At 72.4% G+C, this 15,364-nt stretch carries 13 protein-coding genes, 1 tRNA gene and 1 other RNA gene; 12 read left to right on the top strand and 3 right to left on the bottom strand.

Annotation, left to right across the window (positions count from 1 at the left end; genetic code table 11):
• Positions 1–11: 11 nt before the first annotated feature.
• The 7 genes from prfB (at position 12) to H1D33_RS19245 (ending at position 5,750) form a co-directional block, all read left to right on the top strand.
• Entirely contained in the window at positions 12–1,133 is a 1,122-nt protein-coding gene (prfB, locus tag H1D33_RS19275) for a peptide chain release factor 2 (RefSeq protein ID WP_091060274.1), read from the top strand.
• A gap of 118 nt (positions 1,134–1,251) precedes the next feature.
• Positions 1,252–1,932 (top strand): cell division ATP-binding protein FtsE, encoded by a 681-nt coding sequence (gene ftsE / locus H1D33_RS19270; RefSeq protein WP_013284225.1) that lies wholly within the window; start codon positions 1,252–1,254, stop codon positions 1,930–1,932.
• Between the two features lie 66 nt (positions 1,933–1,998).
• Complete coding sequence (gene ftsX / locus H1D33_RS19265) at positions 1,999–2,874, top strand: permease-like cell division protein FtsX (protein WP_181571819.1); 876 nt, start codon at positions 1,999–2,001, stop codon at positions 2,872–2,874.
• Positions 2,875–3,004: 130 nt separating this feature from the next.
• Positions 3,005–3,484, top strand: a complete 480-nt coding sequence (gene smpB / locus H1D33_RS19260) for an SsrA-binding protein SmpB (protein ID WP_181571820.1) — start codon at positions 3,005–3,007, stop codon at positions 3,482–3,484.
• Between the two features lie 105 nt (positions 3,485–3,589).
• Positions 3,590–3,965: a transfer-messenger RNA gene (ssrA, locus tag H1D33_RS19255) on the top strand.
• A gap of 201 nt (positions 3,966–4,166) precedes the next feature.
• Positions 4,167–4,565: a hypothetical protein gene (locus H1D33_RS19250; protein ID WP_181571821.1), complete on the top strand. Its 399-nt coding sequence runs from the start codon at positions 4,167–4,169 to the stop codon at positions 4,563–4,565.
• 228 nt (positions 4,566–4,793) lie between these two features.
• Positions 4,794–5,750 (top strand): hypothetical protein, encoded by a 957-nt coding sequence (locus tag H1D33_RS19245; RefSeq protein WP_181571822.1) that lies wholly within the window; start codon positions 4,794–4,796, stop codon positions 5,748–5,750.
• 1 nt (position 5,751) lies between these two features.
• Here the strand turns inward: H1D33_RS19245 and mdlC are convergent, their stop codons facing one another.
• On the bottom strand, positions 5,752–7,347 hold the full coding sequence (mdlC, locus tag H1D33_RS19240; protein ID WP_181571823.1) for a benzoylformate decarboxylase: 1,596 nt from the start codon (positions 7,345–7,347) through the stop codon (positions 5,752–5,754).
• A 49-nt stretch (positions 7,348–7,396) separates the two neighbouring features.
• The gene (locus H1D33_RS19235; protein ID WP_181571824.1) at positions 7,397–8,197 is read right to left on the bottom strand and encodes an S-methyl-5'-thioadenosine phosphorylase; all 801 of its coding nucleotides are present in this window, start codon (positions 8,195–8,197) and stop codon (positions 7,397–7,399) included.
• Between the two features lie 149 nt (positions 8,198–8,346).
• Between H1D33_RS19235 and H1D33_RS19230 the strand changes: the two genes are divergently transcribed.
• Together H1D33_RS19230 and H1D33_RS19225 are read left to right on the top strand one after the other, a co-directional pair.
• Complete coding sequence (locus tag H1D33_RS19230; protein WP_181572669.1) at positions 8,347–8,937, top strand: YqgE/AlgH family protein; 591 nt, start codon at positions 8,347–8,349, stop codon at positions 8,935–8,937.
• 89 nt (positions 8,938–9,026) lie between these two features.
• Positions 9,027–9,099: transfer RNA gene (locus H1D33_RS19225), tRNA-Ala, on the top strand.
• Between the two features lie 145 nt (positions 9,100–9,244).
• On the opposite strand, the gene H1D33_RS19220 is transcribed toward H1D33_RS19225, so the two are convergent.
• Entirely contained in the window at positions 9,245–10,570 is a 1,326-nt protein-coding gene (locus tag H1D33_RS19220; protein WP_181571825.1) for a glycoside hydrolase family 18 protein, read from the bottom strand.
• 205 nt (positions 10,571–10,775) lie between these two features.
• Between H1D33_RS19220 and H1D33_RS19215 the strand changes: the two genes are divergently transcribed.
• From H1D33_RS19215 to H1D33_RS19205, 3 genes are all read left to right on the top strand, one after another.
• Positions 10,776–13,559 carry an AfsR/SARP family transcriptional regulator gene (locus H1D33_RS19215; RefSeq protein ID WP_246412183.1) on the top strand — a complete coding sequence of 928 codons (2,784 nt, stop codon included), beginning with the start codon at positions 10,776–10,778 and terminating at the stop codon, positions 13,557–13,559.
• Positions 13,560–13,647: 88 nt separating this feature from the next.
• On the top strand, positions 13,648–14,370 hold the full coding sequence (locus tag H1D33_RS19210) for a hypothetical protein (protein WP_181571827.1): 723 nt from the start codon (positions 13,648–13,650) through the stop codon (positions 14,368–14,370).
• A 49-nt stretch (positions 14,371–14,419) separates the two neighbouring features.
• Entirely contained in the window at positions 14,420–15,307 is an 888-nt protein-coding gene (locus tag H1D33_RS19205; RefSeq protein WP_181571828.1) for a hypothetical protein, read from the top strand.
• Positions 15,308–15,364: the final 57 nt, after the last annotated feature.

Here is a 15,364-nt window from a genome sequence, read left to right as displayed (position 1 = left end):
TGTTGTCTGTCGTGACCGCTGCCGATTACGCCGAACAGCTCAAGGAACTCGACGCCACGCTGCGCAACATCGAGGCCGTGCTCGACCTCGACAAGCTGCGCGAGCAGAAGGCCCGCCTGGAGCAGGAGGCGTCCGCGCCCGACCTGTGGGACGACCAGGCCAAGGCCCAGGCGGTGACGTCGCAGCTGTCATACGTCAACGGCGAGATCGGCCGGCTGGGCGACCTGCGCTCCCGGCTCGACGACGCCGGGGTGCTGCTGGAGCTGGCGCAGGCGGAGTCCGACCCGGGCGCGCTGACCGAGGTCGAGTCGGAGATCACCGGGTTGACCAAGGCCATCCAGGAGATGGAGGTCCGCACGCTGCTCTCCGGCGAGTACGACTCCCGGGAGGCGCTGGTGGCCATCCGGGCCGGCGCCGGCGGCGTGGACGCGGCGGACTTCGCCGAGATGTTGCTGCGGATGTACCTGCGCTGGGCGGAGCGGCACGGCTACCCGACCGAGGTCTACGAGACGTCCTACGCCGAGGAGGCGGGCCTGAAGTCGGCCACCTTCACGGTGAAGGTGCCCTACGCGTTCGGCACGCTCAGTGTGGAGTCCGGCACGCACCGGCTGGTGCGGATCAGCCCGTTCGACAACCAGGGGCGCCGGCAGACCAGCTTCGCCGGCGTCGAGGTGCTGCCGGTGGTGGAGCAGACCGATCACATCGACATCCCCGAGAACGAGATGCGGATCGACGTCTACCGCTCCTCCGGTCCGGGCGGGCAGAGCGTCAACACCACCGACTCGGCGGTCCGGATCACCCACATCCCGACCGGCATCGTGGTCACCTGCCAGAACGAGAAGTCCCAGTTGCAGAACAAGGCCTCCGCGTTGCGGGTGCTCCAGGCCCGGCTGCTGGAGCGCAAGCGGCAGGAGGAGCAGGCCAAGATGGCCGGCCTGAAGACCGACGCCGCCGGCTCGTGGGGCGACCAGATGCGCTCGTACGTCCTGCACCCTTATCAGATGGTGAAGGATCTGCGTACCGAGCAGGAGACGGGCAATCCGTCCGCGGTCTTCGACGGCGAGCTGGACAGCTTCATCGAGGCGGGAATCCGCTGGCGGAAGCAGCAGCAGCTTACCGCTGACGGTGCGTGATCGCGGTTGGACGGAGCGCGTCATCGATCTCGTGCTGACCCGGTGAATCGATGACGCGCACCGCAGTTGTGGGGCGTGGGGCTTGGCTCTGCGGTTACACCGCGTAGACTCTCGACCCGTGATTCAGCTTGAGCAAGTGACGAAGACGTACCCGAAGGCGTCCCGGCCTTCGCTCGACAACGTGTCCGTCTCGATCGAGAAGGGCGAGTTCGTCTTCTTCATCGGTCCATCCGGCTCCGGCAAGTCCACGATCATCAAGTTGCTGCTGCACGAGGTGACCCCCAACAAGGGCCGCGTCGTGGTCAACGGCAAGGACGTCACGTCGATGCGTTCCTGGAAGCGACCCCACTTCCGGCGTTCCATCGGCTGCGTCTTCCAGGACTTCCGGCTGCTGCCGAACCGCACCGCGTACGAGAACGTGGCGTTCGCGCTGGAGGTGATCGGCAAGACGAAGGCGGTCGCCCGCCGGGTCGTGCCGGAGGTGCTGGAGCTGGTGGGTCTCGGTGGCAAGGAGCACCGCTACCCGCACGAGCTCTCCGGTGGTGAGCAGCAGCGTGTCGCGGTGGCCCGGGCGTTCGTGAACCGGCCGCTGATCCTGCTGGCCGACGAGCCGACCGGAAACCTGGACCCGGACACCTCGATCGAGATCATGCGTCTGCTGGACCGGATCAACCGCACCGGCACGACCGTCGTGATGGTCACGCACGACTCCAACATCGTGAACCAGATGCGCCGCCGGGTCATCGAGATCGAGAGCGGCCGCATCGTGCGCGACCAGGCACGCGGCGTCTACGGCTGAGCCTGACGACGGCGCGTAGACCTTGACGACGAACACCTCACGCCGGAGAGCCGGAGGAATATCCCGATGCGGATGAAGTACGTCCTGTCCGAGGTACTGGTCGGACTGTGGCGCAACGTCACCATGACGATCGCCATGATCATCACCATGGCGGTGTCGCTGTTCATGCTGGGCGGCAGCGGCCTTCTGTACCAGAAGGTCGGCGACATGAAGGATCTCTACTACGAGAACGTCCAGGTCTCGATCTTCCTGAAGACCGACGCGCCGCAGGACCAGCGCGACGCGCTCGACGCCAAGCTCAAGGCCGACCCGTTGGTCAAGGACGTCGAGTTCGTCGACAAGGACCAGGCGTACAAGCGCTTCCAGCAGATGTACGCCGACGCGCCCGACCTGGTCAACGCGGTCAAGGCTGACCAGTTGCCGGAGTCGTTCCGGATCACGCTGAACGACCCGCAGCGGTACAAGCAGATCTACGACCAGTACAAGACCGCCGAGGGCATCGACACGATCGTCGACCAGTCCAAGTTGCTGGACAAGGTCTTCGGCGTGCTCACCGGCATCCAGAACGGCGCGCTGGCGCTGGCGATCGTGATGGCCGCCGCCGCCCTGCTGCTGGTGGCGAACACCATCCAGGTGGCCGCGTACAGCAAGCGGCGTGAGGTCGCGGTCATGAAGCTGGTCGGCGCCTCCAACTGGTTCATCCAGGCGCCGTTCGTGCTGGAGGCGGTGGTGGCCGGTCTGATCGGCTCGATCCTCGGCCTGGTCGCGCTGATCGGTGTGAAGACGCTCGCCGCCGGCAGCTCGATGGCGGCCCTGGAGGGGCTGATCACCCCGATCTCCTGGTCCGAGATCTTCCTGACCTTCCCGTTGATGGCCGCCGTCGGTGGTCTGGTCAGCGCGATCACCGCCTGGGTGACGCTCCGCTTCTACCTGCGGGTCTAGTTTCCGTACGGCTCTCCGCAGAGCCCTCCCGCCCCGGAATAAACGGCGCGGGAGGGCTCTTGTGGTTCCGGTAGCATGATCTTCGCTCGCGGCCCCGGCCGGGAGCCGGACGAGAAGGGGGGTGGCGCCGGTGCCACGGGAGAAGGGGCGCAAGGTGGTCGCCTCCAACAAGAAGGCACGCCACGACTACGCGGTCCTCGACACCTACGAGGCGGGGATGGCGTTGACCGGCACCGAGGTCAAGTCGCTGCGCGCGGGGCGGGCCTCGCTGGTCGACGCGTTCGCCCAGGAGCGGGACGGCGAGCTCTACCTGCACGGGATGCACATCCCGGAGTACGCCCAGGGCACCTGGACCAACCACGAGCCCCGGCGGACCCGCAAGCTGCTGCTCAACCGGCTGGAGATCAACCGGCTGCTGGGCAAGCTGAAGGAGAGCGGCCTGACGTTGGTGCCGTTGCAGGTCTACTTCTCCGACGGCTGGGCGAAGGTGGAGATCGGCCTGGCCCGGGGTAAGAAGTCCTACGACAAGCGGCAGGACCTGGCCAAGCGGGACGCCGACCGGGAGATCCAGCGGGCGGCGGGCCGACGCGGCAAGGGAATGAACGAATGATATGTCCGGTTCGTCCGGTGGTCGGCTCGCCGGCCGGCCTCGGGATGAATCCGGTTGCGGCAGGCGTTACGCTTGTCGGTGCCACCACAACCGGTGGCCTGTCGAGGGGGTGACTGGTTTCGACTTCGTACGCAGCGACAGGGGAAGCGAGCCGAGGAAGCCGACGTCGTCTCGAGAATCGGTCGTCGGAAACCAATAAGCGCCAAGAACAATCGCGCTGACTTCGCTCTCGCCGCCTGAGGCGAGTAGCAAGTCTGTCGGCCTGGGAGTGCCTTCGACCCAGTTAGCCGGCATCAGCTAGGAGGCTGGCCAATCGGACCCGGTCGCGGGGTCCGTGCGGCGAGATCAATCAGCGACTGGGCCCGTCACACCAACTTGCTCGCGTGAGCGGTGGGGCCGAGTAGAGGCACAGCGAGCTGCGCTCGGAGAAGCCCTGACAAACCGGCGAAGGACCCGGGTTCGATTCCCGGCACCTCCACCACCTTGACCTGTGCGCCCCGGTCCACCGGACCGGGGCGCACAGTCGTTTCTGCCGGCCGGCGACAGGTGCCGGTGGGGCCGGCGGGGCCGGTGGTGCCGCCGGGACGGATGAGCCAGATGAGGTGGCCCCGGTGGCTGGACACGACGCCCGGGCAGGCTCACCATTCCGGTACGCGATTCCGCGCAGCGCGGGAGGTGTCCGATGGTCACCCATCCGATCCAGCAGCCGACCACCGTGCTCCGCCGGGCCCTGGCCGCACCCGGGCCGGGATGGCGGGAGCAGCTCATCGTCCAGCTCGGGCCGGTCCGGCGCGGCTTCACCGAGCACGTCCGGGTCACCGAGGGCCCGTCCGGCCGGTACGCCGCCGTGCTGCGCACCGCACCCCGGCTGCACCGGGGCGTCCACCTGCTGGTGGGTGAGCACACCGCGATCGTCGGGGCGCTGGCCGCGCTCCAGCACGCGGCGGGGCTCGCGTCGGTCTCCGCCGAGGAGCTTCGGGAGCAGACCGGCAACCTGCTGCGTGCGCTCGACCGGCACCGGCGGCGCGGTGCCGACCTGCTCTGGGAGGCGTACCAGGCCGACCTGGGCGGCGAGGACTGAGGCGCCTTCGCCGGGTGGCGGGCGTGACGTCGGGCGTGTCGCGGCGGACGGGATGCACCGGTTGCGAGCGGTATACCTGGGAGTCATATTTATGGGTCTTGAGGTATGCCGCTGAGAAGTGGGTTGTTCCGCCAGGGCATCGCGTTGCGTGACGGCCGCCGGGCGTTCCCGGCCCGGCCGTGACGGGACCGCGGGGAACCGATCGGGCCCGCGCGCCGTCCGATCCGTATGCGCCGATCTCTCGCCCTGCTCGGGCTGCCGCTGCTGGTCCTCTCCGGTTGCGCCGCGCCCGGCGCCGGATCCGGCTCGGCGTCGCCCGCCGGCCCCGACCAGCGGCCCGTGTTCACCCAGCGGGCCGAGGAGGTGGCCGGGCGCTGGCGGCCCGGACCGCAGTGGCGCGACGGATACGTCCCGCTCCAGGACGCCACCGTGCTCACCGGCGACGCGGGCTTCACCGACGAGACGAAGGCGGCCTTCGTCGCCGGCTGGTACCGGGATCAGATCCGCATGCCGGCCGCGGTGCCGCCGGACGGCACAATCCGCTTCCCCGACGGCGTGCTGCGGGTGCCGCTGGTAAGCGCCGCCGACGCCTACGCCCAACTGGACCAGGGGGACCCGCCGCCCTGCGACGGCCGTCCGGGTGCGCCGGGACGGCCGCGGTCTGCCGGTCCCACCGTCGAGCCCGGCCCGGACGCCCCGGTGTCGACGACCGCGCCGACGCCGTGCGTCCCGCTCACCGTGACCGCGGCGCGGCTGGGCAGCGCGCCGGTGTGGACCAGCCGGGGCCGGGTCGACGTGCCGGCCTGGCTGTTCACCGTGGACGAGCTGACCGCGCCGGTGGCCCGGCTCGCGGTCGCGCCGCGCGCGGTCGGTGAGGCGCCCGGTGGCGCGGCGGACGGCGGGCCGTTGCCGGACGGTCTGGTCGCCGCGCAGGAGTTGCGGGCGGTGGCGGGCGACCGGCTCGACTACGTGGTCGGCGTGGGGGCCTGCGACGGCGCGCCCACCCCGCTGCTGCTGGAACGGCCGGATGTGGTGGTCGTCGGCGCGTCGGTGGTCCGGTCCACCGGGATCTGCACCGCGCAGCTCGCCTTGAAACCGGTGAGCGTCACGCTCGCCGCCCCGCTCGGCGCCCGGACCGTGCTGGACGTCGGCACCGGGGCGCCGCTCGTCGTCCGGGCCGGCTGAGTCACAGCAGCCGGGGCACCTCGGTGCTGATCGGCGCCGGCAGCACGGTGGGCCGGTCCGCGGCGAGCGCCTCGGCCAGCGCCGGGCCCAACCCGTCCGGCGACACCACGGGCACGGCGGCGCAGCCGTAGCCGCGGGCCACCGCGGCCACGTCCAACCCGGGCAGGTCCAGCCCCGGCACGCCCGGCGTGTGCTTCAGCTCGGCGAACGCCTTGAGGATCGCGTACTGGTGATTCACCGGGACCACGACGGCGAGCGGCAGGCGCAGCCGCGCCGCGGTCCACAACGCCTGCACCGAGTAGTGGAACGAGCCGTCGCCGATCACCACGACCACCGGTCGGCCGCGTCCGGTGTCTCGCTCGGCGAGCGCCAGGCCCACCGCCGCCGGCAGCCCGAAGCCCAGGCCGCCGCTGGCCATGGTGAAGTAGGAGCGCGGCCGGTCGATCCAGAGCCGGCGGCGCAGCGCCGCCAGGTTGGACGGTGACTCCTGCACCAGCACGCCGTCCGCCGGCCAGGCGTCCGCCAGCGCGGCGAAGAGCGCGTCCGCACTGGGCGGGTCGGCCTCGTCCGGTGGCGCCGGCGGCTCGCGCGGGGGCGGCGGCGGCCGGCCGGCCGGCGGCAGCAGCTCCCGCAGCGCGTCCATGGTCAGCCCGGGGTCGCCGAGCAGGCTCTCGCCGACCGGGGCCCGGCCCGCCTCGTCCGGGTCGTCGGTGACGTGCAGCAGCCGGGCGTCGCCGGGCAGGTAGTCGCCCGGCACGTGCGGGTAGTAGCGGAACACCGGGGCGCCGACCACCAGCACGAGATCGTGCCCGCGCAGCGCGTCCGACAGCGGCCCGATCGCGTACGGCAGCACGCCCCGGAACTGTGGGTGGCGTTCCGGGAAGACACCGCGCTCCGGGGCCGGGGCCGCCCAGACCGGGGCGGCCAGCCGCTCGGCCAGCGCGACGGCGGCCGGCCAGGCGCCGGCCCGGTCCACCGCCGCGCCGAGCACCAGCACCGGCGCGCGGGCGGCGGCCAGCGCGGTGGCGAAGCCGCGCAGCCGGTCCGGGTCCGGCCCGATCCGGGTGGCGACGGTACGCACCTGGGGCGGCGGGTCGGCGGCCCGGCCCCAGTCGTCCATCGGCAGGGAGAGGAAGACCGGTCCGGTGGGTGGCTGCACCGCCGACGCGTACGCCCGCATGAAGGCCGCCGGGATGTCCTGCGCGCGGGCCGGCTCGTGGGCCCACTTGACGTACGGCTGGGCCAGCTCGACCGCCCGGGGGCTGGCCAGCCGGGGTTCGATGAGCAGCATCTCGCGGGTCTGCTGGCCGGCGCTGACGATCAGCGGGGTCCGGTTGTGCCAGGCGGTGACCAGGTTGCCCATGCCGTTGCCGGTGCCCGGCGCGGTGTGCAGGTTGACGTGCGCGGGTCGGCCGGTGCCCTGCGCGTAGCCGTCGGCCATGGCGACCGCGGACGCCTCCTGGAGGGCGTGCACGTAGTGGAAGTCGGCCGGGAAGTCGGCGAGGAACGGCTCCTCGGTGGAACCGGGGTTGCCGAAGACGGTGGTGAGCCCGAGCGCGCGGAGCAGGTCGTAGGTCGCCTCACGTACCGTCGCCATCGCCTGAATCTAACCGGCGGAAGCCGACTTTTCGGGCCTTCGGGTGGTCTCAGGGCAGCGGGAACGGGAGCGTGATGCCGTCCAGCGCGTCCCCGCACGGGCAGTCCCGCTCGGTGGGAAGCGCGGCGACCGCGTCCAGCAGCAGCCCGCGCAGCCGGTCGGTGTTCTCCGCGAACACCCGGAACACCTCCTCCTGGGTGACCGACTCGCCCGCCTCGACGCCCGCGTCCAGGTCGGTGACCAGCGCGATCGACGTGTAGCAGAGGGCCAACTCGCGGGCGAGCACCGCCTCCGGGTGCCCGGTCATGTTGACCACCGAGCCGCCGATCGAGGTGAACCAGCGCGACTCCGCCCGGGTGGAGAAGCGCGGGCCCTCCACGACCACCACCGTCCCGCCGTCCACCGCCGGCACGCCCCGGCCTCCCGCCGCGTCCAGCAGCGTCCGTCGCCCCGCCGGGCAGTACGGATCGGCGAACGAGACGTGCACCGCGCCCCGGTCGTAGTAGGTCTGCGCCCGCCCGCTGGTGCGGTCGATCAACTGGTCCGGCACCACGAACGTGCCCGGACCCAGCTCCGGTCGCAGGCCGCCGACCGCGCAGGGCGCCAGCACCTGGCGTACGCCCAGCGAGCGCAACGCCCACAGGTTGGCCCGGTAGGGGATCCGGTGCGGCGGGTGCCGGTGGTCGCGTCCGTGCCGGGGCAGGAAGGCCACCCGCCGCCCGCCCACCTCGGCGATCGTGACCGGATCCGACGGTGCGCCGTACGGGGTGTCCACCACGTGCTCCACCCCGTCGAGCAGGGCGTACAGACCCGACCCGCCGATCACCGCCAGTTCGGCCTCCGCCGCCATCCGACCCTCCCTCGATCCGTTGCGATCACCCGCCGGTCAGACCTTAGCCAGCGGGCGGGACGCAGGCTATGGTGCGTGACATGGCGTTGACAGGGTGGACGGTCGACGACGTCGGGCCCGCGCGGGCACACGACTGACGGGTGTCGGACATGCAGGGTGAGGGGCAGGCGATCGGTGGCCGAGCCATGGAGTCGATGACCGGACGACTGCTGGTCGCGACGCCTGTGCTCAAGGACCCGAACTTCGACCGTACGGTCGTGCTGCTGGTCGCCCACGAGCCCGGCGGCGCCCTCGGCGTGGTGCTGAACCGGGCCACCGAGGTCCCGGTGGCCGACGTCCTCGGCGACTGGAGCGACCTGGCGCGCGAGCCCGCGGTGCTCTTCGAGGGCGGCCCGGTCCAGCCCGACTCGGCCATCTGCCTGGCCCGGATGCGTCACCCGGTCACGCCGGTGAAGGGCTTCCACCGGGTCTCCGGCGCGGTCGGCACCATCGACCTCTCGGTCGACCCGGAGAAGCTGCGTGACGCGGTCGGCGGGATCCGCGTGTTCGCCGGCTACTCAGGTTGGGGCGCCGGCCAGTTGGAGCGGGAGATCGAGGAGGGGTCCTGGTTCGTGCTGGACGCGCTGCCCGGTGACGCCTTCGTCGACCGGCCCGACGATCTCTGGCCGATGGTGCTGCGCCGCCAGGGCGGCATGATGGCGGCGGTGGCCCACTTCCCGCCGGACGTGGCGCTGAACTGACCCTGTTCGGGGGGACCCCCCGCGAGATGACCATGCCTGGCGGCGTGTGTATAGTTCTTCCCGTGCCCGGGCGACCGGGACGACCGCAAGGGGCCGTGGCGCAGCTGGTAGCGCACCACACTGGCAGTGTGGGGGTCAGGGGTTCGAGTCCCCTCGGCTCCACCTTGTGTTTGTGCAGGTCAAACGGCATCTCTCGTCGAGAGGTGCCGTTTTTGCTTGACCTGACTGCGGCCTGCCCGCGCCCCCGGACGGCCGCGCCGCCGCGTCCCGGATCGGGGAAGCGCGGCGGCGCGTCGGTGCGGGTGGGTCAGCGGGTCCGGAGGCCGGCGGCGATCGTCCGGGTCAGGGTGGCCCGGTCGTCGTCACCGTCGAGCGACCAGACCATCGCCCCGCCGAGGCGCTCCTTGCGGATGTAGAGCGTCTTCTGCAGCACGGTGACCGGGTCGTCGTAGGTCCAGAAGGTGGTGCCGTCGAAGAGCCAGGCGTGCCCGGAACGCAGGTCGCGGTGCACCCGGTAGCCCTGCGCGGGCAGGTTCTTGAGCACCTTGTAGTCCTCGTTGCCGGGCGCCCAGGTGCCCGTCGCCGGGCCGGTGGCCGGCTGGAACAGGCCGTTGCCGCCGCCGGTCACGCCGGTCCAGCCCTGGCCGTAGTACGGGATGCCGAGCACCAGCTTGCCGCGCGGCGCGCCCCGGTCGAGCCAGCCGCCGATGGCCCGATCGACGGTGAAGTCCGGGTTGTCCGGAGCGGCGGCCGGCCGGCGCAGCGCCGACTGCTGGTTGGTCACCGGCTCCCAGGTGCCGTGGAAGTCGTAGCCCTGGACGGTGGCGAAGTCGAGGTCCTTGAAGATCTTCCTGGTTTCGAAGCCGGCGTCCATCGCGGCCGGGTTGGCCGGGAGGAACGCGGTCAGCTCGTAGTGCTTGCGGGTGACCCGGCCGTAGCCGTCGAGCTGGCGGCGGAACTCGGCGACCAGCGCGGTGAAGTTCTGCTTGTCCTCCGGGCGGACGACGTTGCCGGGCTCACCCGCCGAGCCGGGCCACTCCCAGTCCAGATCGATGCCGTCGAAGACACCGGCGGCCGAGCCGGCCCCGCCGACCTCACCGACCACCGGCAGGTCGCCCTTGACGAACCGGTCCACACAGGAGGTGACGAAGGCCCGCCGGGACTCCGGCGTGCGGGCCGCGTCGGAGAAGTACGTCGACCAGCTCCAGCCGCCGAGCGAGAGGAGCACCCGCAGGCCGGGGTGCTTCGCCTTGAGCTTGCGCAGTTGGTCGAAGTTGCCGTTCAGCGATTCGCCGGCCGCGTCGGCGACCCCGTCGACGCTCTCCTCGGCCGACACCGGGCGCTGGTAGTCCGCCCAGACGTCGCCCGAGGCGCAGAGCCCGTCGGCGGTGACGTCGCCGAACGCGTAGTTGATGTGGGTCAGCCTCGCGGCGGCCCCGGAGGTGTCGAGCTTCTTCACCGGAAAGGCCCGGCCGTAGATGCCCCACTGGGTGAAGTAGCCGACCCGGTGGAAGCCGTCCCGCTGGGCCGCCCCGGACGGCGCGGCCTGGGCGGCGGCGACCGGGGTGCCGGCGGCGAGGACGGTCAGAGCGGTGACGACGGTGGCGAGCCGGCGGGGGAACGTTCCGCGCATGTGCCCTCCCGGGCGGTTGGCGATGCGAAACAGTGAACAAACTTTCCTGATGTTCAGGAAGTTAGGGTGCCGCTCGCGCCGGGGTCAAGGCCCTGCCGTGAACGAACCCGGCGTGGACCACACCTTCCCGCGCGGGTGGTGTCCAGTGCGCGACGAACGGATCGGGCCCGCCCGGTCCGGGAATTAGCGTGATTCGGTGGGATCGATGGATGGCGCGGGCGTCCGCATCCGGCTGCTCGGGCCGGTGGAGGTGGTCGTCGCCGACCGCCCGCAGGCGGTCAACGGCGTACGCCGCAGGGCGGTGCTGGCCACCCTGGCGTTGCGCGCGGGCCGGGTGGTGAGCGTGGACCGGCTCGTCGAGGTGGCGTGGGGCGGGCAGCCACCGGCCACCGCCGCGACCACGCTGCAACGCCACGTGTCCTACCTGCGCGCGGTGCTCGGCGATCCCGGGTCGATCGTGGCGCGCCGGCCGGGCTACCTGCTCGACACCGGGCCGGGGTCGACGGACGTCCAGGTCGCCGAGCACCTGCTCGACCTGGCCCGGCGGTCGGCGGACCGGACCGAGCGGGTGGCCCACCTGACCGCCGCGGTGACCCTGTGGCGTGGGCCGCCGCTGGCCGACGTCTCCGGCGTCGGGTGGCTCGAGGAGCAGGCGGAATACCTGGGCCGCCTGCGGTTGGAGGCCGAGCGGGCGCTCGTCGAGGCCCGGCTGTCCGTCGGCGAGCACGCCCGGCTCGTCCCTGGGCTGGAACGGCTGGTCCGGCAGCATCCCTTCGACGAGCACCTGCACGCGCAGCTCATGCTCGCCCTGTACCGGGACGGCCGGCAGGGCGAGGCGGTCGCCACCTACCGCCGGCTGCGCGACACCCTCCGCGAGAACCTCGGCATGGACCCGAGCCCGCGGCTGCGGGACCTGGAGTGCGCCGTCCTGCGGCAGGACCCGGCGATCGCCGCACCCGCGCCGGCACCCACCCCGGCGGTGGCGCCGGCGGCGCCGGTGGCGGCGCAGCTCCCGCCCGCGCTGCCGACGTTCACCGGGCGCGACGCGGAGATCGCCGCCCTCGACGCGCTCGCCGGGCGCGGCGGCGCCGTGGTGGTGTCCGGCACCGCGGGCGTCGGCAAGACCGCGCTCGTCGTGCACTGGGCGCACCGCGCGGCCGGGCGTTTCCCCGACGGGCAGCTCTACGCCAACCTGCGCGGCTTCGACCCGGCGGCCACCCCGACCGCACCGGCGAGAGTGCTGCACGGGTTCCTGGAGGCGCTCGGGGTCCCGCCGGCCCGGATGCCCGGCGAACCGGATCTCATGGTGAGCCTGTACCGCACGGCGGTGGCGGGCAAGCGACTGCTGGTGGTGCTGGACAACGCGCGCGACGCCGAACAGGTCCGCCCGCTGCTGCCCGGCTCGCCCGGTTGCCTCGCGGTCGTCACCAGTCGCGACCAGCTCGTCCCGCTGGTCGTCACCGAGAGCGCCCAGCCGGTGAACCTCGATCTCCTGAGCCCCGGCGAAGCCCGCGAGATGCTGGTCCGTCGGCTCGGGGCCAGCCAGGTCGCCGCCGAACCCGCCGCGGCCGACGACATCGCCGTCCGCTGCGCGCGGCTGCCGCTCGCCCTGGCCGTCGTCGCGTCCCGAGCCGTGACCAACAGGCACTTCTCGTTGGCCGCGATCGCCGGCGAGCTGGGCGACCTGGACGCCTTCCACGGCGGCGACGAGCTCACCGACGTCCGGGCCGTCCTCTCCTGGTCCTGCCGGACGCTCAGCCAACCCGCGGCCCGGCTGTTCCGCCTGCTGAGCCTGCATCCCGGCCCGGACGTCTCCGCCCCGGCCGTGGCCAGCCTGGCCGGCGTGGGCCGGAGGACGAGTGGCCTCCTGCTCGCCGAGTTGACCCGGGCGAACCTCTTCACCGAGCACACCCACGGGCGCTTCGCGTTCCACGACCTGCTGCGCGCGTACGCCACCGATCTCGCCGACACCACCGAGCCGGCGGCCGACCGCCGGGACGCCGTCCGCCGGCTGCTGGACCACTACCTGCACGCCACGCACGCCGCCGACCTGGCGCTGCATCCGCACTTCAGCGAGATCGGCCTCGCCCCGCCGGGGGCGGGCGTGACGCCGGAACGCCCCACCGGCAAGGCGGCCGCCACGGCGTGGCTCACCGCCGAACTCCCCGCGCTGCTCGCCGCCGTGCCGCTCGCGGCGCGGTCCGGTTTCGAGGGGCACGCCTGGCGGCTCGCCTGGGCCATGGCCGGCTTCCTGCACCGGCAGGGGCACTGGCAGGACTGGCTGGGCACGCAGCAGATCGCGCTCGCCGCCGCGTCCCGGATCGGGGACCGGGCCGGGCAGGGCCACGCCCACCGCAGTCTCGGTCTCGCCTGCTCCCGGCTCCGCCGGTACGACGAGGCCGACGACCACCTGGGACGTGCGCTGGACCTGTTCACCGACATCGGCGACGACGCCGGGCGGGCGCACACCTGCCTGAACCTCGGTCAGCTCGCCGAGCGACAGGAGCGGTACCCGCAGGCGCTCGACCACTCCCGGCGGGCGCTGACCCTGTTCGGGGCGGCGGGGAACCGCGCGGGGCGGGGCTACACCCTGAACGCGATCGGTTGGCAGGAGACGTTGCTCGGCGACCACCACCGGGCCCTCGAATCGTGCGGCGAGGCGCTGCGGATCCTGCGGGAGGTGGACGACGTGCAGGGCGAGGCCGACACCTGGGACAGCCTCGGCCACGCCCACCAGCAGCTCGGGGACGACCGGCGGGCGATCGCCTGCTACGAGCACGCCCTGGAACTCTTCGCGCAGGTCCACGACCGGTACGCCGAGGCCGGCACGTACGTCAAACTCGGCGGCAGCCACCGGGCGCTCGCCGACCTCGGCGCCGCCCGGACCGCGTGGCGCCGCGCCCTGCGCATCCTCGACGAACTCGGCGACGCCGGCGCCGACGCGATCCGCGCCGACCTCGAACAGCTCGACGCCGCGCCGCGTCGCTGACGCCCGCTTTCCGGGTCCTTTCCGGGCCGTTTCCGGACGGCCCGGCACTCTGCGGACACCAGTTTCCCAGCCAGGAATGAGGTGTTCGATGAGTCGCTCGACACGCCGCCTCGCGGTGATCGGGGTGGTCGGCGCGACGGTGCTGGCCATGTCCTCCGCGGCGGTCGCCCAGACCGACAAGACGCCGGACGGGGGCACCGGCTGCGTGGCGCGGTACACCGACGACCGGGACGCGGTCGTCCGTACCGTGACCGAGCCCGAGGGCCGGGTGTACGGCCAGTTCCGCTGTCTCGACGGGCAGTGGACGTTCGCCTGGGACCCGTTCGGCCCCGACGACATGATCGCCGCGGACGAGATCCGGGTCGGCCCGTCCGGTGGCGTCTCGGTCCGGCGGTTCACCGGCCCGGCGCTCGGCGGTGACCTCACGCTGGGTGAGATCGCCGCCATCGAACAGGCGGTCACCGGCAGTGGCCGGGTGACGGTCGACCGCGCGATCGTCGCGGTCGACGACGGCAAGCAGCGCACCCCCGAGCAGATCGAGGCGTTGCTGGCCGGCAAGGACGACAGCGGGGTGCGGGTGCTGGGCACGGTCGACAAGCCCGATGCCGCCATGTCGGTGAAGGACGTCGTCGACGGGGCCGGCGGCACGCCCGAGACGACCGTCGTCTACTTCAGCCTCTGGGGTGCGATCAAGGCGGTCTTCGCGTGGATCGTGGACACGATCTCCGACGTCGGTGACTGGATCGACAGGCACTGCCGCTGGTGGCCGTCGTCCAACGGCGTGGGCGCGGTGTTCGAGTGCCGCTGGTAGCCCGTTCGCGGTCGGTGGCGACCGCATCGAGACAAGAAGCGAGGACAGGATGACAGCTCCAGGCACCATCATCAGGCGCGCCGGCGTCGTCGCCGCGGCCCTGGTCGTCGCGCTGACGGCCGCGTACACCCCGTCGCACGCGGCCGACGGTGAGGCGCGGACGACGATCACCGACCACCCCGGCGGCCCTGGGACGATGCTCCGGCAGTTCGAGGATCTGACCGGCCGGCCCGTCGGCGACCTGGACAAGGTGCTGGCCGTGGACGCCGGCGGCCGTACCCTGACCGGCGAGCAGCTCGCCGCGCTCGTCGCCGGCGAGAAGGTCGAGGGCGTCGAGGTCGTGGGCACGATGCCGGGCGGCCGGGACATCCTCGGCACCACCATGGCCGACCTCGCCGACGGCACCTACGACGGCCGGGGCGACGGGGGGACGGGGACCACGTCGTTGATCTTCGCCTCGTCGGTGCCGGGCGGCCGGGACTGGTGCCTGACCATGTGCGTCGCCAACGGCAAGTCCATCTGGGAGTGCCTCCTGTCGCGCCGGGGAACCGACCAGATCCTCACCCTCGACCTCCCCGGCGACACCACCGTGGGCGGGACGAAGGGCGCCTTCGAGAAGGCCAACGGCGTCGCCGTCACCGGCCCGTCCACCGTGGCGACCCTGGTCGGTGACCGGGAGCCCTCGGCGGCGGAGATCAGGACGCTCCTCGACGGCGGCGACGTCGAATCGCTGCGCCGGGTGGCGACGCTGGACGGACCGGATCCGGGATGGGCGCTGGTCGACGTCGCCGGCAAGTCCGGTGTCCCGTACGCGAAGACGAGAGCGCACATCTTCACGTTCAGCCTTCCCGTCATCGGGAAGGTCCTCGCGGTCTGCGTCTCGCACGACGACGGGAAGACCTGGAAGTGCTCGGCCCGTCCGTGGAGCGGGTTCTAGCCGGCGGGCTCCGTCGCCCACCGCCCTCCGGAACCCCGGGCGGCGGTGGGTCGGCGC

It is taken from the genome of Micromonospora ferruginea, assembly GCF_013694245.2.
In the GTDB taxonomy this organism is placed as follows: domain Bacteria; phylum Actinomycetota; class Actinomycetes; order Mycobacteriales; family Micromonosporaceae; genus Micromonospora; species Micromonospora robiginosa.
This window is presented reverse-complemented; position numbering and strand designations above follow the sequence as displayed.